Annotated in this window: 12 protein-coding genes and 3 pseudogenes; 8 read left to right on the forward strand and 7 right to left on the reverse strand. The window is 63.0% G+C overall.

Translation table 11 applies throughout. The annotated features are described in order from the left end of the window. Window positions 1-235 precede the first annotated feature (235 nt). From LDP01_RS09390 to LDP01_RS09415, 6 genes are read left to right on the forward strand one after another with little or no spacing between them, the layout of a single operon-like run. Entirely contained in the window at window positions 236-1,342 is a 1,107-nt protein-coding gene (locus LDP01_RS09390) for an ABC transporter substrate-binding protein (protein WP_224088667.1), read from the forward strand. Further along, a complete protein-coding gene (locus tag LDP01_RS09395) occupies window positions 1,339-3,093 on the forward strand; it encodes an ABC transporter permease (RefSeq protein WP_224088668.1) in 1,755 nt (584 codons plus the stop codon). The genes LDP01_RS09390 and LDP01_RS09395 overlap by 4 nt, the downstream gene beginning before the upstream one ends. Next, window positions 3,086-4,189, forward strand: a complete 1,104-nt coding sequence (locus LDP01_RS09400; protein WP_224088670.1) for an ABC transporter ATP-binding protein — start codon at window positions 3,086-3,088, stop codon at window positions 4,187-4,189. Before LDP01_RS09395 ends, LDP01_RS09400 begins: the two co-directional genes overlap by 8 nt. Before the next feature lie 35 nt (window positions 4,190-4,224). Beyond that, a complete protein-coding gene (locus LDP01_RS09405; RefSeq protein ID WP_224088671.1) occupies window positions 4,225-5,280 on the forward strand; it encodes a threonine aldolase family protein in 1,056 nt (351 codons plus the stop codon). Window position 5,281: 1 nt separating this feature from the next. Then, the gene (locus LDP01_RS09410) at window positions 5,282-6,562 is read left to right on the forward strand and encodes an amidohydrolase family protein (RefSeq protein WP_224088673.1); all 1,281 of its coding nucleotides are present in this window, start codon (window positions 5,282-5,284) and stop codon (window positions 6,560-6,562) included. Window positions 6,563-6,619: 57 nt separating this feature from the next. Further along, window positions 6,620-8,971, forward strand: a complete 2,352-nt coding sequence (locus LDP01_RS09415) for a thiamine pyrophosphate-binding protein (protein ID WP_224088676.1) — start codon at window positions 6,620-6,622, stop codon at window positions 8,969-8,971. A gap of 31 nt (window positions 8,972-9,002) precedes the next feature. Here the strand turns inward: LDP01_RS09415 and LDP01_RS09420 are convergent. The 6 genes and pseudogenes from LDP01_RS09420 to paaA all read right to left on the reverse strand — a co-directional run bounded on the left by LDP01_RS09420 (window position 9,003) and on the right by paaA (window position 13,901). Next, window positions 9,003-9,783, reverse strand: a pseudogene (locus LDP01_RS09420) (enoyl-CoA hydratase/isomerase family protein). Between the two features lie 9 nt (window positions 9,784-9,792). Continuing rightward, window positions 9,793-10,998, reverse strand: coding sequence for a 1,2-phenylacetyl-CoA epoxidase subunit PaaE (paaE, locus tag LDP01_RS09425; RefSeq protein WP_224088677.1), 1,206 nt, complete (start codon window positions 10,996-10,998; stop codon window positions 9,793-9,795). A gap of 8 nt (window positions 10,999-11,006) precedes the next feature. Continuing rightward, window positions 11,007-11,597 (reverse strand): 1,2-phenylacetyl-CoA epoxidase subunit PaaD, encoded by a 591-nt coding sequence (paaD, locus tag LDP01_RS09430; RefSeq protein WP_224088679.1) that lies wholly within the window; start codon window positions 11,595-11,597, stop codon window positions 11,007-11,009. A 5-nt stretch (window positions 11,598-11,602) separates the two neighbouring features. Then, window positions 11,603-12,520: a 1,2-phenylacetyl-CoA epoxidase subunit PaaC gene (gene paaC / locus LDP01_RS09435; protein ID WP_224088681.1), complete on the reverse strand. Its 918-nt coding sequence runs from the start codon at window positions 12,518-12,520 to the stop codon at window positions 11,603-11,605. Continuing rightward, a complete protein-coding gene (gene paaB / locus LDP01_RS09440) occupies window positions 12,520-12,906 on the reverse strand; it encodes a 1,2-phenylacetyl-CoA epoxidase subunit PaaB (RefSeq protein WP_224088683.1) in 387 nt (128 codons plus the stop codon). Before paaB ends, paaC begins: the two co-directional genes overlap by 1 nt. Next, window positions 12,906-13,901 carry a 1,2-phenylacetyl-CoA epoxidase subunit PaaA gene (gene paaA, locus LDP01_RS09445; protein ID WP_224088685.1) on the reverse strand — a complete coding sequence of 332 codons (996 nt, stop codon included), beginning with the start codon at window positions 13,899-13,901 and terminating at the stop codon, window positions 12,906-12,908. The genes paaB and paaA overlap by 1 nt, the downstream gene beginning before the upstream one ends. Before the next feature lie 199 nt (window positions 13,902-14,100). On the opposite strand from paaA, the gene LDP01_RS09450 reads away from it, so the two are divergent. After that, a complete protein-coding gene (locus LDP01_RS09450) occupies window positions 14,101-14,697 on the forward strand; it encodes an arsenate reductase/protein-tyrosine-phosphatase family protein (protein ID WP_224088687.1) in 597 nt (198 codons plus the stop codon). A 13-nt stretch (window positions 14,698-14,710) separates the two neighbouring features. On the opposite strand, the pseudogene LDP01_RS09455 reads toward LDP01_RS09450, so the two are convergent. After that, window positions 14,711-15,665, reverse strand: a pseudogene (locus LDP01_RS09455) (LysM peptidoglycan-binding domain-containing protein). A 355-nt stretch (window positions 15,666-16,020) separates the two neighbouring features. Here LDP01_RS09455 and LDP01_RS09460 point away from each other — a divergent pair. Then, window positions 16,021-17,671 (forward strand): annotated as a pseudogene (locus LDP01_RS09460) (alkaline phosphatase D family protein). The last annotated feature ends 16 nt before the right edge of the window (window positions 17,672-17,687 follow it).

A 17,687-nucleotide genomic window follows, 5' to 3' on the forward strand; every position in this document is an offset into this window, starting at 1 on the left:
ACCCTAGCGGGAAACGTGAAGGTTTCCCCGCAATGCGCGCACCGGCCCGAGCATCCCGGCGGCCGATGCATATTCACTTACGGGACGCCAAGTGGGTGCCAGACCCAGAGAAGCAGTCCCCAGCACGGCCCCCACCCCGAGCACCGCCCCGAGAAACCCAAGCACCCCAAACCCAAGCACCCCAAACCCAAGCACCCCACCCCCCAAGCACCGTCCCGTGACAAAGGAGTCTCACATGAAAAGACGTGCACTAGTCGCAGTTGCTGCCCTTTGCGGCTTCGCGAGCCTGACAGGCTGCAGCACCGGGAGTGACACCCCGAACGCCTACGCGGTCAAGACTGACATTCCGACCGCCGCGGCGATGGATCCGGCAATCCTTGAGGCTGCCGTCAAGGAAGGCTCGCTGTTGGTTTATGGCGAGGCGAATGAGGCGTCCATGAAACCGGTCCTGGCCGCCTTCCAAGACCAGTATCCGGAGATCAAGGCCAGCTACATCAGCCTGGGTGGAACCGAAAGCTTCCAGCGATACCTCAACGAGAAGGCCACGGGCGGAAAGACCGCGGACGTCATCGTCAGCCTCCAGGGCGCGAACTTCCTGGATCTGGTCAAGCGTGGTGACATCCAGGACTTCACACCACCTGCTGCCGCTCCGCTGCCCGACTTCGCGAAACTCGCCCCCGGGGTCTTCGCGATGGAATTGAACCCGGTCATGGCACTGATCAACACCACCCTCCTGCCCGAATCCGAACAACCCGATTCCCTTGCATCGCTCGCCAAGATGTCCAGTGACCCCAAGCTCAAGGACAGGATCGTTACCTATGACGGCACTACGCAGTTTGGCTACACGGTTAATCACGCATACATAGCCAGGGCGGGAGAGGCTGGATGGAAGGTACTTGAGCAACTCGGACCAAACACCAAGGTCGAAGCCAGTGCAGGGCCCATGTACAACAAACTCCTGCAGGGCGAGTACACCTTGTCCTACTTCCAGTCCGGCGCCACCCGGCCACTCATCACCGGCGCGGCCGCGAAGGTACTGAACTACAGGTTCTTCGCAGATGGAACACCCTTCATGCCCCGCGGTGCCGGAGCGACCACCGGGGGCAAGTCGCCCAATGCGGCCAAAGTGTTTGTGAACTTCCTGATTGACAAGGCGGGCCAGACGGCCGGGTGTGCCGGCGGATTCGCACCCTACCTGGACGGAGTGGACTGCCCGGTGAACCTTGCGAAGGTAACGGAGCAATTGGGTGCGGAGAACATCAACATTGCCAAGTGGGACGAGGCCCTGGTCACGGACGCGCCGGCCTTCAAGAACCGTTGGAAAGAAGCATTCGGGCGATGAGCAGCCCCACACTTACAGGCCCAAAGGCTCCGTCACCGCCGCCAGGTGCAGGGAACCTCAAGCGGGCATGGCTGCCGGAGCGAGCCATCCACTACGGTGTCTGGATCCTGGCAGTCCTGCTGATCCTCGGCCCGATCGTGCCGATCGTCTGGTCATCGCTCTGGTCCACCCCGCTCTATGAGAGCGGCGGCAGCGGTACCCTGGACAACTTCCGAAAACTGGCCACTGATCCCCTCTGGTGGTCAGCCGTCGCCAACAGCCTGCAGTTCGCGCTCTTCGCCACCATCGGCTCAGTGGTGGTTGGAACCACGGTGGCCTTGCTGGTAGCCCGGACAGACCTCCCGTTGCGGAGAATCTATTCTGCGCTGATTGTCCTGCCATTGGTCCTGCCTGGACTGGTGCTCATCGTCGGGTGGCAGTCGATGTGGTCCAAGAACGGGTATGCCACCCATCTGCTGGAAGAGTACACACCGTTCACTGTTCCCTTTGACCTCTACAGCGTTGCAGGAATGGTGGTCATGGGTACGGTCCTTGGCTCGCCGGTGGTCTACCTCTTCGCCCGGGGGACGCTGTCCTCAGGCGATTCGACACTCGAGGAAGCCGCCCGTTGCGCTGGAGCGGGTCCCCTCCGCGCCTTGCTCTCGGTGACTCTGCCGTTGCTGCGCCCGGCATTACTCAACTCCGGGCTGCTGGTCTTCGCGCTCGCGTTGGAAACGCTGGGGATCCCCCTCATCCTCGGTACGTCAAAGAACATCAACATGATGTCCACCTACCTGTACAGGCAGTGGACGGGAAGCCCCGACGCCGGTGGAGGAGTTCTGCCCGCAGGAGCCGTCATGTTGTTGCTCGCCGTCACTCTGCTGCTGTTGCTTCGCAACCGCCTGGCCGGCGACCTCGCCCGCTTTACTACGACCGGTGGAAAGTCATCCAGACCGGCGAACGTTGTTAAATTGGGCCCCCTCGGCTGGCTGCTGTCCGCCGTCGTCGGAGTTGTCCTGGGCTGTGCAACCCTGGTGCCGCTCAGCGGGGTGGTCCTCGCCTCTGTGACCGCCCTTTTGACGCCGGCAATCAACCCGTTCAGCGTGCTGACATTGGATAACTTCTCAGCGATCTTAACCAACCCGCTCTATACCGGAGCGATCGGCAACAGTTTGCTGATTGCCACACTTGGCGCTGCCATCGCGACCGCCTGCATCGCCGTCATTGCACTGGTTGCCCACCGTTCCAATTTTCGGTTCCGCGGGTCCCTGGAGCACATCGTGCTGTATCCGCGGGCCGTCCCGGGCCTGATCACAGGCATGGCCTTCTTCTGGACGTTTGCCATCCTCGACCACTCCGGAACCTTCAGAGCAACACTTTGGGCGGTCGGAATAGCCCTCGGGGTCCGCGCGCTCGCCATGGGCTACGCCGCGTTCTATCCATCGCTTGCGGCGCTGGGCGCGGACCTGGACCGCGCCGCGCGCTCGGCCGGGGCGGATTGGTGGACAGCCATGCGAACCATCATTATCCGACTCCTGAGGCCAGCCATGGGTATCTCGTTCGTCCTGCTGTTTGTAGCGATGTTCAACGAAGCCGACGCCGCAGTCTTCCTGGTGACCCCCGAAACACAGGTTCTCGGACTGGCCATGCTTCAAATTGCGGCAAATGGCCTCGGAGGCACCGTCGCCGCCCTCGGAGTCATCCAACTTGTCATCACCGCAGCTGTCCTGGCCGCAGGACGCCTTCTGTTTGGAGTTCGCCCCAATGCCTGATCTGGTCATTTCCAATCTCACCAAGAAGTTTGGCCGTCTGACGGTCCTGGACAACGTGTCGGTGACCGCTTCCGACGGGCAGATCCTGACCTTGCTTGGCCCAAGCGGCTGCGGCAAGTCCACAACGCTCTGGTCCATCGCAGGACTACTCAAGCCCGACGGCGGCAGCATCGTTGTGGGCGACCAAACCTTGTTCAACCATGACTCCTCCGCATTCCTGCCACCGGAACGCCGCGATTGCGGCGTGGTTTTCCAGTCATATGCCGTATGGCCGCACATGAAGGTCCGCGACAACGTCGGCTATCCGCTGCGCCTCCGGCGCTTCAAGTCCGAGGCACTCCGCCGGCGCGTCGACGAAGTGCTTGAGCTGGTTGATCTCTCCGATCAGGCAGACCGCTATCCGCATCAGCTCTCCGGTGGCCAGCAACAACGAGTGGCGCTGGCACGCGCGTTGGCATTTCCTCCGCGCTTGTTGCTCCTGGACGAGCCGTTTTCCAATCTTGATGCCAAGTTGCGCGAACGTACCCGCGATTGGTTGCTTCAGTTACAACGCAAGATTGGCGTCACCACGGTATTCGTGACCCACGATCAAGACGAAGCCCTGGCAATGAGCGACAAGATTGCGGTCATGTCGGCCGGAACAGTGCGCCAAATTGGTACGCCGGAGCAGATCTACAACGATCCCGCGGACCTCTTCGTTGCTGATTTTGTTGGCACCAGCAACCTTCTGGAGGGAACAGTGATCGCCCGCTCAAAGGGGATCCTGACGATCAAGATCGACGGGTTGGACCAAGCGATCCACGTACCGTCCTCGATTGGTTCCGACGGCGTCGTGGTTTCCGTTCGGCCGGAAGCCCTGGCGCTGTTGCCTGACGATGCGTCGTCCGAAGGCTACGAAATGACCGTTAACGGACCCGTCCTTGAGAGGTCGTATCACGGACATCACTTCCGCTACAGGGTGGGCGTCGGCGAGCAAGCCCTGGTGGTAGAAACCCGCGAGCGCACGGACGCGTCCCACGTACGTGTGGGCATTCCACGGGACGGCTACAAGTTGTTCCAACCCCGGACTGCCACGGCACCCAAGGCCGCCCATTGATTCCGGTCGGGTCAAGCTACCCCATCAGGATCGATTTGTTCAGCGACACTATTACCCGGCCGACAGAGGCCATGCGGCAGGCCATGGCAAACGCCGAGGTTGGGGATGAACAAAAGGGTGAAGACCCCTCCACCAACGAACTGGTTGCCCTGGCACGTGACCTCCTGGGCAAAGAGGAGGCGGTTTTCCTGCCATCAGGAACCATGTGCAACCAGATCGCCTACGCCCTGCACTGCCGACCCGGGGATGCGATTCTTGTTGACGAGAGTGCGCACTCTCTGTGCCATGAGGAAACCGGCGCTCCCGCCCTGGCCGGGGCTATGTACAGGCCCATCAAGGCAGATCGTGGCGTGTTCTCTGTTGCCCGGCTTGAAGCGGCGCTTCGCCCGGAGGGCAGGTCATCGGCCAGGAATGCGGTGCTCTCCATTGAGCAGCCATCCAACCTCGGAGGTGGTACGTGCTGGACGCTGGAAGGCATCACATCAGTGACGAAGGTGGCACGGGCTCATCGGATCAAAACCCACATGGATGGTGCCCGCCTGCTCAATGCGGTGGTGTCCACAGGCGTATCTGCCCGCGACTTTTGTGCCCCGTTCGACTCAGTCTGGCTGGACCTCAGCAAAGGGCTGGGCGCCCCAGTAGGCGCGGTGCTGGCCGGCGACACTGATTTCATCAACGAGGCGTGGCGGCTCAAGCAACGGTGGGGTGGCTCCATGCGCCAATCAGGGATTGTGGCGGCAGCCGGTACTTTTGCCCTCCGCAACAACGTGGACAGGCTGGCAGATGACCATGCGAATGCCCGTCTGCTGGCCGAGCTGCTGGCCGTCCATCCCCACATTTCGATCGACCCGCTAAAGGTCCAGACAAATATTGTCCTCTTTGACCTGGTGGACTTCCCCGTCACCGCAGCAGTGCTGGTGGACCGCTTGCTTCAGAAGAGCGGGGTAAGAATGGGCGCTTTTGGCCCGTCCACGATTCGTGCCGTCACCCATCTCGATGTTGATACGGGAGGCGTACGCCTCGCCGCTGAGGCGCTCACCGAATTGCTGGACGAAACCTACTCGATGCACGTAAGCAAAAGGAGCAACTGACATGACCATCACCTTTGACGTGACGGATCGACCCCTACCGTCCAGCGTCAGCCGGGCTGCCCGGATAGGCGACGACGTCACCGTGCTGCTCAATGCGCGTGTTGTTGATCCCGAGTCGGGCACATCTGGTTCCCTCAGCGACGTATGGCTCCAGGCTGGGCAGATCTCCCGCATTACTCCAGCCGGCAGTGAGCCGGACATGGGCAGCGTCCTGGATCTGAAGGGCAGGTTCGTGGCCCCCGGACTGATGGATGCCCATGTCCACCTGGCCTTCGATGGCGGTGATGACCCGAAGGGAACTTATCAGGGCAGCAGCGATGAACAGATCGTTGCGCAGATTGTGGCGAATGCGCGGATTGCGCTTCGTGCCGGGACAACCACTGTGCGGGACTGCGGGACACCCAGGCACCTGCTCGCCCCCATGAGGGCAGCCCTCGGCATGGCGTCCGACGTCGCCACGGTGGTTCACTGTGGTGCGCCGATCTGCCGCGTGGGCGGGCACGGGCACGACCTGGGCGGAGAGGTACGCACCCGTCACGACGTCGAGACCATCATCGCCGAACAGCACGCGGCCGGCGCCACCTGGATCAAGCTCATGGCCAGCGGCGGCGGATTTACTCCCGGAACCAGTCCGGCGGTCTTTGAGTTCGACCCCACGCTGCTCCGTGAAGCAGTGGTCATCGCCGGCTCCTACGGCATGAGGACCGCGGCCCATGCCCATGCCAGTTCCTCGATGGCCGCCTGCATCGAGGCAGGCGTGCACTCGTTGGAACACGCCTCCATGCTGGGGCCGGATGAGCAGTGCGCGCCCGATCGCGATCTGTTGCGCAGGGCGGCCGATGCCGGGATCCACATTGTGCCCACCGTCATCTCAGCGGACATCGTTTCCCGGCAATTGCGGGAGGGTCACCAGGTGCTATCCAACCCGCAGGACCGCAATGCGGTGGCGCGATTGGAATCGCGGTTTACCAACGTGACCCGGTTCCTGCACTCTGGCGTGTCAATCGTGGCTGGGACGGACGCAGGACCTGCACACGTCACGTTTGATCTCATTGCCAGCGAGTTGGAACGCTATGTCGACGCCGGACTGGCAGCACAGCATGCACTGAAGTCTGCGACGTGCGAGGCCGCCGACATGCTCGGCCTCGAGGCGCAAGTGGGTCGCATCCGGCCCGGCCTGTGGGCCGATCTCATCGTCACCGCGGCGGACCCCATGCAGGACATCAGCACTCTGGCAACGCCGCTTGGAGTCCTCAAGCGCGGACTACTGATCGCCCAATAGGTACTCGCAAGAAATACTCACACCCCCATGACCGCCACACACCCTTTAAGGCATGCAATGAACCTGACTCCAGTCACCGATGACCTGGCGCCGAAGACCGCCTCGCGCCTCGAGGATCCCCAGCTGGACGCACTCGCCGCGATAGAACGCCGCATTCTGTGGCTTGCGACATCCATCATCCATCACGCGAACAAGGTCAGACCGAACACATCCGGCATCAAGGTGGGCGGGCATCAGGCCTCGAGCGCCTCCATGGCCTCGATCATGACCTCGCTGTGGTTCGGGCAGCTTCGCGCCGAAGACCGTGTCTCGGTCAAGCCGCACGCTTCGCCGGTACTCCACAGCATCAACTATCTGCTGGGTAGCCTGGATGAAAAATACCTCACAACGCTGCGAGAGTTTGGCGGGCTGCAGAGCTACCCTAGCCGCGCGAAGGACCCGGATCCCGTTGACTACTCCACGGGATCCGTCGGCATCGGGGCCACAGCCCCCATCTGGGGTGCGATTTCGCGGCGGTACGTCGAGACCGTGAGCGGCACACCGAACCGTGGACGCCAGTACTCGCTCGTCGGCGACGCCGAACTGGACGAGGGTGCCGTCTGGGAGGCCGTACTGGACTCGAACGTTGCGGATCTTGGCGAGATCGTCTGGATCGTAGACCTGAACAGGCAGTCCCTTGACCGGGTGGTGCCAAACATTGCCGCGGGCAAGATAGAACGCCTCTTCGAGGCCGCTGGCTGGCAGGTCATCACCGTGCGGTTCGGCCATCTCTTGGAAAACCTCATGGCCAGGGCAGGAGGCGACGCGCTCCGGAAACGCATTGTTGACATGTCCAACCCCGAATACCAACGGCTGCTGCGCTGCTCCGCCGAAGAGCTGCGCCGCAGGCTCCCTAGTGAGGGCGCAGGGGGTGCGGCCATCGCTGAACTTATTGCCGGCGTCGAGGACCAGACCCTGACCCGGGCCATCAGGAACCTGGGCGGGCACGACCTCGCCGCGTTGCGCGAGGCCTACTCCCGGATCGATGACACCCGTCCCACCGTCATCATTGCCTACACCATCAAGGGCAACGGACTGCCAACTGAGGGCCATCCGCAGAACCATTCGTCGCTGCTCACCGTCGATCAATACCGCCAACTGGCAGACACGATGGGCGAGGACCCGGAGACACCGTGGACGCGGTTCGATCCCCTAAGCACCGAGGGACAGCTGGTGCTGACCACAGCCGAAGCCCTTCGTCGCACCGCTGTACCTGCGGTTGCCCCGCCGGCAGTACCCGCAGATTTCGGCAGAACCCCCTCGGGCACAGCCACCACACAGGCGGCCCTGGGCCGAACCCTGTTGGACGTCAACCGTGCCGCGCCCGACGTCGCCCGCCGGTTGGTGACCGTCAGCCCGGACGTAAGTTCCAGCACCAACCTCGCCGGCTGGCTGAACAAGGTGGGCGTATGGTCAGTGGAAGAGCGCCCTGACTGGTTCAGCGACGACTCCGAAACCGTCATGCACTGGCGGGAAAAACCCACGGGGCAGCACATCGAACTCGGCATTGCCGAGGTCAACCTTGTCAGCCTCCTGGGCGAGCTCGGCGCAACCTGGAGCCGCTGGGGCGAGCCGCTGTTCCCGATCGGCGTGCTCTATGACCCGTTCGTCGAGCGGGCCTTGGAACCGTGGTCCTACGGCATCTACGCCGGCGGCCAGTCGATCCTGGTCGGCACGCCATCCGGTGTCACGCTCGCACCCGAAGGCGGTGCGCACCAGTCCATCAAGACGCCGTCCATCGGCCTGGAACAGCCCGGCTGCACCAGCTACGAACCTGCCTTCGCCATCGACGTCGAGTGGACGCTGCTGGCTTCCATGTCCCAACTCGGACGGCCCGACGGCACATCCGCCTACCTGCGCCTCTCCACAAAACCCATCGATCAGCAGCTGGCTGCCGTGCCGGAAGATCCCGCCGCCCGTGAGCGCCGCCGTCGCCAAGTGGTGGCGGGTGGTTACATGCTGCGCACGGCTGCGACACCGGTTGCGACGATCATCGCCATGGGCGCCATGGTCCCGGAAGCGGTTGCGGCCTCCGAGCGACTCGCCGCCCAAGGCACCCCCGTGGACGTCGTGTGCGTCACGAGCCCTGGCCTGCTCTACGACGCCCTGCAGGGCCGCAATGGACAGAATCCGGACGCACCGTCCTGGATCCTGGATCAAATCCTGCCCTCCGGGCGTGCGGTCCCCATGGTCACCGTACTCGACGGCCACCCCCACACACTCGCCTTCCTGGCCAGCGTGCATCAAGTCAAAAGCCGTAACCTCGGCGTAGACTCCTTCGGCCAGGCAGGCGGCCTCGACGACGTCTACCGCTACCACGGGATCGACACCGACAGCATCGTCCGCGCTGTCCTGGATTTGGTTCAGTGACAAGCGCGGGATCGGCGGCAGGGGCTCGGGGTTACCCCTTGAAAACCGGCGCCCGCTTCTCCTGGAACGCCCGGAAGCCTTCGGCGTAGTCGTCGGTCTTGCACAGCCGTGCCTGCTCTGTGTTTTCCTCGGCCATGGACGCCCAGAGTCCCAGGCGCTGATCGCGGATGTGGGCCACGAGTTCCTTGGAGGCAACGAAAGCACCGGTGGCACCTGTGGCTACGCGCTCGACGATTGCGCGGGTCATGGCAAGCAATGCGTCATCCGGCATCGCCCGGCTGAACATTCCGCGCTCTACGGCTTCCGAACCAGTGATCAGGTCGGCCGTATAGATCAGGTCCAGTGTCCGGTGCATGCCCAGTCGCTCGGTGAAGTACCAGTGGCCACCGGAGTCCAGGGTGGCGCCCAGCTTGGCAAAGGGCGAACCGAACTTGGCATTCTCCGCCACGTACACCACGTCCGTGGCCAACAACAGCCCTAAACCAACCCCCAGGCAAGCTCCATGTGCGGCAGCAAAGGTGGGTGCCGGGAACGCGGCCATCTTCTTCAACAGCGGTTCCACCAGCCCACCGAGATACGCCTGCGCGTCGTCGGTTTCGGGGGTAACACCTGCGATGTCGCGGCCGGCACAAAAGGCACGTCCCTCACCGCGAAGCAGCAGGGGCCCGCACCTCACCGCGCGAGGCGGCGGCAGCAGCGTCGTCGTACGCCTTATCCAGTTCGGCGAGCGCGTCCTCGTTGAGCGAGTTCAGCTTTTCGGGGGCATTGAGGACAATTTCGGCAATGCCGTTGGCAATGGAGAGCTCGATCATGGGGACTCCTTAGACGTCGAAGTCGACGGTAACTTCTTCGCTGGTGGGGTGGGACTGGCAGGTGAGGACGTAGCCCTTGTCCAGCTCGTCCTGCTCCAGGGCGTAGTTCTCATCCATGGACACCGTACCGGTCACAAGCTTGGCGCGGCAGGTGCCGCAGACCCCGCCTGCACAGGCGAACGGAACATCGGGGCGGACACGCAGTGCAGCATTGAGGATGGATTCACGGGCGTGGGTGGGACTGGCGACCTCGCCGGTCAAACCATCCAGCTTGAACGTGATCTTGTAGGTTTCCTTCGACTCGTCCTCCACAACGGGACGGCCCGCGTTGCCCTCAGGGCGGTCCGGACTGCCAGTGGTGAACAGCTCGAAACGCACGTGCTCGGGCTTCACGCCGCGGGCAGCGAGGGTGTCGCGGCACAGCTGGACCAGCTCGAAAGGCCCGCAGAGGAACCACTCGTCCACATCCTCGGCATGGATGGCACTGCTCAGCAGGGCCTGCAGCTTCTCCGAATCGATGCGGCCGGTCATCAGCGGGGCGATCCGCTGCTCCCGGGACAAAACGTGGTGCAACGCCAGGCGCGAGGGGTACTTGTCCTTCAGGTCCGCCAGCTCCTCAAGGAACATGACGTCCATGGCAGCCTTGTTGGCATAGATCAGGTCAAACGTGGTCTCCGGATTGGCGGCCAGCAGCGTCCGGGCGATCGCCATCACGGGGGTGATGCCTGAACCCGCAGCGATCGCAACGAAGTTCCCGGGCTCCCCCGCCAGCTCTTCCGGGTGGTTCATGGAATTCATGACGTTGTGCTGGACCGACGAGCCGTCCTTGCCGTGCCGCGAAATGAACGCGCCCTGCGGGCTCATGACGTCAAGGCTGTCGCCGGCCTTCAGCTCGGCATTTGCCCACGTGGAGAAGACACCGCCAAGGTCCTTCTTGACGGCCACCCGGATCTCGCTGCTGCCATCGGCGAAGCTGCGCGGCTCTGCGCAGATTGAGTAGCTGCGGCGGATCTCGTGCGGCTCACCTTGCTCATCCGGCAGCGTGGTGCGTAGCGCGACGTACTGGCCGGGGAGGTAGTCATACTGACCGGCCAGCTCGGTGGGAACAGCGAACGTCACCTCGATGGCGTCGTCCGTAAGGCGCCGGACTTCCGAGACGGTCAGGGTGTGGAAAGACGCACGACGGCGGCTGGCCGTCTGGGTTTCGGTGGTCATGGAATTCCTTAGAGGACTTTGAAGTAGTCGAACGGTTCCTTGCAGTCCTGGCAGACAAACAACGCCTTGCAGGACGTGGAACCAAAGCGGGTGAGCTCCTTGGTGTTCAGCGAAGAACACTGCGGGCATTTCACAGCCAGGTTCAAACGAACGGGACCGGAGTGGCCGCCTGCGGCAGCCCTTCCCGTGGGAGGCGCGATCCCGTATTCCTGCAGCTTGGCCTTGCCGGACTCGGTCATCCAGTCCGTGGTCCAGGCCGGGGAGAGCACCAGGTTGATGTGCACGCTCGCGTAGCCCTCCTTCTCGAAGGCCCTCCGCAGGTCGTCACCAATCGCATCCATGGCCGGGCAACCCGAGTACGTGGGCGTAATGGTGACCTCGACGGCGGTACGTGAAGTGCCGCCGTCGTCCGCTTTGTCCGTGGGCTGCTGGGCGTCCGTGGGCTGCTGTGCGTCCGGGACCTCGACGACGTGTACGCCACGGAGAATGCCGAGGTCCTCGATGGTGAGGACCGGGATCTCCGGGTCGCAGACCGTGGACGCAATGTCCCAGGCCCTCTGCTCTTGGGTGCGTGTTTTTGAACGAGCAAGGGTTGCCATGATGGTCACCAGCTCGCGCCGGGGTGCTCGCGGGCCAGGACCTGCATCTCAGCAAGGATGTAACCCAGGAATTCGGAGTGCTTGCCGCGACGCCCGCCTCCCAGTGCTTGCGGAACGGCAGGGATCTCCAGTTCGGCTTCGGCCATGATCTGGCCAGTGAGGCGATCGAATTCGGCGCGAAGACTTGAGGGCTGCACTGTCACGCCAGCCTCGGCCAGGCGGGTGGTGAGCTCATCGTCTTCGAAGAGTTCGTCCACGTATGGCCACACGAGCTTGAAGCCCTGGATGATGCGCGCGCGGGACTCGTCCGTGCCGCCAGCCAGGCGAAGCACCCACTGGGCACTGTGGTCGCGGTGGTAATCCACTTCCTTCACGGCCTTGGCGGAGATGGCCGCCAGGGTGGCGTCCTTGGATGCGGTGAGGGCCGTGTAGAGCTCGTACTGGTAGTAGCTCACGATGAACTGGCGGGCGATTGTCACCGCGAAGTCCCCATTGGGCTGCTCGAACAGGTGCGCGGAACGGAACTCGTGCTCGCGGCGGAAGTAGGCGAGATCGTCCTCGGACTTGTCCCAGGCCGCACCAGCATAGGTCAGGAAGGAGCGCGCGTGGCCCAACTGGTCCAGCGCGATGTTTCCGAGTGCAATGTCTTCCTCAAGCTCGGGTGCGCGGGAAATCCAGTGGCCAAGGCGCTGTGCGAGGATGAGGCCGTCGTCGCCAATGCGCAGCGCAAACTCGGCTACGTCATCGCTGGGCTTGACCTGTCCACGCCGTACTTCAAGGGCAATGTCTTCCGGGCGGAGGGCGTTGCCCGGGGTGATGCGGGTGGCGCTGGCTGAACCGTCACCGGAAGCTCCCGCTCCGTGAACGCCCACGGAGATGTCGCCGTGGCCTTCAATGGCGAAGTCAGTGTCTTTGTCAGTCATCACAGGTGCTTCACGCCTTCGCTCTTGGTGTAATACGTTGCGTGGCGGTAGTCCTTGCCCTGCGGCGATTCGAAGAAGGCGCCCTTGGAATCGGGATCGCTGGAGGAGATCGCCTCGGCCGGGACAACCCAGATGGATACGCCTTCGTTGCGGCGCGTGTAAAGGTCGCGTGCATTCCTCAGTGCCATGGCGGCATCAGGAGCGTGCAGGGAACCGGCGTGCACGTGGGACAGGCCTCGGCTGGAGCGCACGAAGACCTCCCAGAGGGACCACGGGGTCTCGTGGTGCTGCTGTTCCGCCGGCGTAGTCGCCGCAACCTTGGGGGCCTCGCGCTTGATCTCGCTGGCCGAGCTTGCCGGTTCTTCCGGGTTACCGTGAGGAGCCATTATGCTGCGTTCTCTTTCTGTGCTTGCTTGCGGGCGTAGGCAACGGCGGCTTCGCGAACCCAGGCACCGTTTTCGTGTGCCTCGCGGCGGCGCTCGATGCGCTGCGAGTTGCAGGGGCCGCGGCCGGCCAGGACTTCCTTGAACTCATTCCAGTCCAGGGGTCCGTGCTCCCACTTCTTGGTTTCTTCGTTGAAACGGATGTCCTTATCAGGCAGGGTCAGGCCGAGGACCTTGACCTGCTCCACCATCATTCCCACGAACCGGCTGCGCAGTTCATCGTTGCTGAACCGCTTGATGTTCCAGGCCATGGACTGCTTGGAGTTGGGTGAGTCATCATCCGGCGGGCCAAACATCATCAACGACGGCGCGTACCAGCGGTTCACAGCCTCCTGGGCCATCTGCTTCTGCTCAGGCGTGCCGTTGGAGAGTTCAAGCAGAATCTCGAAACCCTGGCGCTGGTGGAAGGACTCTTCCTTGCAGATGCGCACCATTGCGCGGCCGTAAGGACCATAAGACGCACGGCACAAGGGAACCTGGTTGCAGATCGCTGCGCCATCCACAAGCCAGCCGATGGCTCCCATGTCCGCCCAGGAAATCGCCGGGTAGTTGAAGATCGACGAGTACCGGGCCTTGCCGGCAATGAGGTCTTCCATCATCTTGTCCCGGGTCTGGCCCAGGGTTTCAGCTGCCGAGTAGAGGTACAGGCCATGGCCCGCCTCGTCCTGGACCTTGGCCATGAGGATGGACTTGCGCTTCAGGCTGGGGGCGCGGGTGATCCAGTTGGCTTCCGGCTGCATGCCGATGATTTCCGAGTGCGCGTGCTGCGAGATCTGGCGCAGCAAAGTCTTGCGGTAAGCCTCCGGCATCCAGTCGCGCGGTTCGATGCGCGAGTCTTCCGAAATGATGCGATCAAAGTACGCCTTGCCGGCTGCCTCCCGCTCCTGCTCTTCCGGGGACAGCTCAGCGGGCACTGATTGCAGATTCTGCGATGCCATGGTTGCTCCTAATAAATTACCGACCGTTCGTTCAGAATATGCGGAGCGGACGTTTTCAGTCAAGCGTTCAGTGGGACACCAAGGGCTGATTACAACGCACGGGTGCAGCCGGGCGTTGTGACAAGGCGCGCTTTGCTGCCCGTGTTAACTTGGGATGGGACCCGAGCCGTCCCAAGCCCCCGCAAGAAAAGAGCCTCACGTGGAATCGCCCCAGCCCTTCAGGATCCTCACCGTCTGCACAGGGAACATCTGCCGTTCCCCGGTGGCGGAACGGCTGCTGCAGGCGGGCCTCAACCACGCAAGCCCGGGATCATTCGAGGTTCGCAGCGCCGGAACGCGCGCCATGGTGGGAGAGCCGATTCAACCCCTGTCGGCCAAGATGATCAGCACCTTCCGTGGCAGCCCAGACAACTTCGCGGCCAGGCAGCTGAACCAGAAGATCCTCCGGGAAACCGACCTTGTGCTGGCCATGACGTCCAAGCACCGGGGCGAAGTCCTTCAACTGGATGCCTCCTTGTTGAAGCGAACCTTCACCATCCGTGAATTTGCGAGGATGCTCGCCGTCCTGGAGACGCGTGGCGATGTTGTTCCCGAGGGCGACATCGTGGAATTCTGGCGCGCACTTCCCGCCCGTGCCGCTTCCGTCCGGCATCTGGCACTGCCTGCCGATCCTGCCGACAACGACGTGGTAGACCCCTACCGCCGAGCGGAAGAGGTCTACCACCAGATGGAGGATGAGCTGGCCCCGGCCATCTTGGGCATCCTCCGCTTTGCGCGCCTTACGGCGCCGGCCTGATTGGCTGTCCTTACTAGTTAAGTCCGATCACCAACATCTGGCTCGTGCCGGGGATGCAGGTCTGCAGGACAACCGCGGGGAAGCCGCCGAAGACAGCCGCCACATTGTTGGTGGTTCCGGGGTTGGGCACCTGGCCCCTTCCGGTCACTGTGTACGTGCCGTAGCCCGGGATGTTAACCGTCTGTCCCACACCGATACCGGAGAAGCGTGCCCAGCCTCCACAGAAGTCGTGCTCGGTAATGAACAATGCGTAGGCGTCCGTGGGAGTGAAATGGATCGGCCCTATGCATGCGTCCACCATGCTCTGGCCTCCGGATCCAGCCACGTAGATCGTCCAGCCTGCAGCTACCGGAGCGGCAGCTTGCACCGGAGCGGCCTGCGCAGGGGCGGCCCTGGGCTGGGGCTGCGGCGGGGGCCGGCGCCGGCTCGATGAGTGGAACAGCTGGTCCAGTAAGTTTCAGGACCTGGCCGGGCACGATGACGGAGTAGCCGCTCAAGCCATTGGCAGCCAGCATCTCGTTCATGTTCACCCCGTACCGGGCAGCTATGGAGCCCACGGTATCTCCGGCGACAACCGTATAGAGGTTGGTATCCACCGCCGGCGGTGCGGGCTCGGCCGGTGCAGGTTCTGCAGCCGGCGCCGCGGGTTCGGCCGGTGCAGGTTCTGCAGCCGGCGCCTTGGCTTCGGTTGCAGGTGCAGCTGCTGCTTCACTCGCAGCGGGCGTGGCGGGGCTGGACTCAGAGGCCTGGGGGGTGGCCAGTTGTTCACTGGACACATTCTGGCCCACATCGGCCGCGGGGTTGCCTGCCTGTGAAAGAACCCCAAAAATCAATGGAATTAGCCCTATAACAACGATGATGGCAATTGCGATCAACAGGACTTTATTTTTGCGCGACCCATGCAGCAAGGTGCCGCCGGGCGTGTTCTTTGACAGAGTAGTTTGTAGCTCGTCATTGTAAATGTTCATTAGATGTCCCAGAATCCGTGGCTTTGGTCTGAGCACGCAGAAGTCCCAGGGGAGGGGCGTATGCGATAGCACAGAAGTGTTATGGGGAGCGCCACTCGTCACGTGCGAGGGAGCGAACCACCGCTGAGCCGGCGGAACAGAATTTCAGAAACCCTAGGGAACTTAATGCTAGGAATTGGCCATTGGCACCGCACGAGTAGCAGATACTCGTCTTTTTCATTGATTGCCTGAATTTGCACCAGGTAGTACGCAATTTTCCGGGATGGGCCACTTGTTTAGGCGGGCACCGGTACTCGTTCCGTTTCCTTCACCTCAGGCTCATGCTCCGTTCACTGCTGCCCGGAACAGTGGAACCATGACTGATCTCTCACGCCGAACCCTCGTAAAAACATCCTTAACCGGCCTGGCTTTGGCCGGTCTCGCAACCGGTACCGCCGCGCCCGCCCCCGCCGCCATCCCCCTGGTCCGCAAACGCCTCACACTCCCCACGGGAATTGCCACCGGGGATGTCACCACCGACTCCGCTGTCCTCTGGTCACGTGCTTCGGGTCCGGGCCGTCTGAGCGCCCGGCTGCAGGCAGTGGACAGCGCCGGCGAAATCCTCCGGGGGCGCTACGGATTCAGCCGCACCATCCAAGGCCCTCTCGCTACCGAAGCCAGCGACTTCACCGCCAAGATCCACGTCAAAGGACTTCCTGCCGGGACCCGCTTCGCCCTTGAACTTAACTTCGAGGACGAGAACGGCCTCGGCGAGGCCGTCAAGGGGACGTTCACTACTGCGCCTGACTCATCCGGGAACGGCGGCCCTGAAGACGCCCACCCAGGCGGCAGGCCGTCGTCGTACCCGCAGTCCTTCGTGTGGACCGGCGACACTGCCGGGCAGGGCTGGGGCATCAACGAGGAGATCGGCGGCATGCGTGGGTACAAGGCAATGCACGCAACGCGGCCGGATTTCTTCATCCACTCCGGAGACACCATCTACGCCGACGGCCCCATCGCTGCCACTGTCACGGAGAAGGTCGGCCAGGTGTGGCGGAACCTCGTCACCGAGGAAGTCTCCAAGGTCGCCGAGACACTCGCCGAATACCGGGGCCGGCACCGTTACAACTCGCTGGACGCGAATATGCGCGCCATGTTCGCCGAGGTTCCGGTGATCGCCCAGTGGGACGACCACGAGACACACAACAACTGGTACCCGGGCCAGATCCTGGACGACGCCCGCTACACCGAACGCAACGTGAACGTCCTCGCAGCCCGCGGCCGGCAAGCCTGGCAGGAGAATATGCCGATCGCGGACTCCGCGGCGCTTTGGCGCCCGGGAACGTTCGACGCCGGCCAGTACCAACCTGCCCGCATCTACCGGAAGATTTCGCGCGGCCCCCAGCTGGATGTCTTCTGCCTGGACATGAGGACGTTCAAGTCCCCCAACACCGACGGCAAAGAACCCTATGCCACCAACATCCTGGGCCAGGAGCAGGTGGACTGGCTCATCAAGGAAGTACGCCAATCCAAGGCGACATGGAAGGTGATCGCCGCGGACCTCCCGTTGGGCATCATCGTGCCGGACGGGGCCGTGAACCAGGAGAGCCTCTCCAACCGGGACAACGGGGCTCCTCTCGGGCGTGAACTGGAGATCGCCGGCGTGCTGAGTGCTTTCAAGCGGGACGGTGTCAAGAACACTGTGTGGCTGACGGCGGACGTGCACTACTGCGCCGCCCATCACTACTCCCCCGAACGGGGCCTCGTTCACCGATTTCGATCCCTTCTGGGAGTTCGTGGCCGGTCCCATCAACGCTGGCTCGTTTGGTCCGAATGCCATGGACGGAACGTTCGGACCCGAAGTGGTGTTTGCCAAAGCTGGTCGCTTCCCGGGCGAATCCCCGCGGGATGGCGAGAACCAATATTTCGGGCACGTGGACCTCGCCGCGGACGGCACGTTCACCGCGAGCCTTCGCAACGCCAACGGAGCCGTGCTGTTCTCGAAGACCCTCACCCCGGAGCGCTGACCCAACTGCGTCGCAT

It is taken from the genome of Arthrobacter sp. StoSoilB13 (genome assembly GCF_019977255.1).
Classification (GTDB): Bacteria; Actinomycetota; Actinomycetes; order Actinomycetales; family Micrococcaceae; genus Arthrobacter.

Bases quoted from the DNA above. Each gene is read 5' to 3' on its own strand.
- LDP01_RS09390 (WP_224088667.1), top strand. From the start codon at position 236: ATGAAAAGACGTGCACTAGTCGCAGTTGCTGCCCTTTGCGGCTTCGCG.
- LDP01_RS09395 (WP_224088668.1), top strand. From the start codon at position 1,339: ATGAGCAGCCCCACACTTACAGGCCCAAAGGCTCCGTCACCGCCGCCA.
- LDP01_RS09400 (WP_224088670.1), top strand. From the start codon at position 3,086: ATGCCTGATCTGGTCATTTCCAATCTCACCAAGAAGTTTGGCCGTCTG.
- LDP01_RS09410 (WP_224088673.1), top strand. From the start codon at position 5,282: ATGACCATCACCTTTGACGTGACGGATCGACCCCTACCGTCCAGCGTC.
- LDP01_RS09415 (WP_224088676.1), top strand. From the start codon at position 6,620: ATGAACCTGACTCCAGTCACCGATGACCTGGCGCCGAAGACCGCCTCG.
- paaE (WP_224088677.1), bottom strand. From the start codon at position 10,998: ATGACCACCGAAACCCAGACGGCCAGCCGCCGTCGTGCGTCTTTCCAC.
- paaD (WP_224088679.1), bottom strand. From the start codon at position 11,597: ATGGCAACCCTTGCTCGTTCAAAAACACGCACCCAAGAGCAGAGGGCC.
- paaC (WP_224088681.1), bottom strand. From the start codon at position 12,520: ATGACTGACAAAGACACTGACTTCGCCATTGAAGGCCACGGCGACATC.
- paaB (WP_224088683.1), bottom strand. From the start codon at position 12,906: ATGGCTCCTCACGGTAACCCGGAAGAACCGGCAAGCTCGGCCAGCGAG.
- paaA (WP_224088685.1), bottom strand. From the start codon at position 13,901: ATGGCATCGCAGAATCTGCAATCAGTGCCCGCTGAGCTGTCCCCGGAA.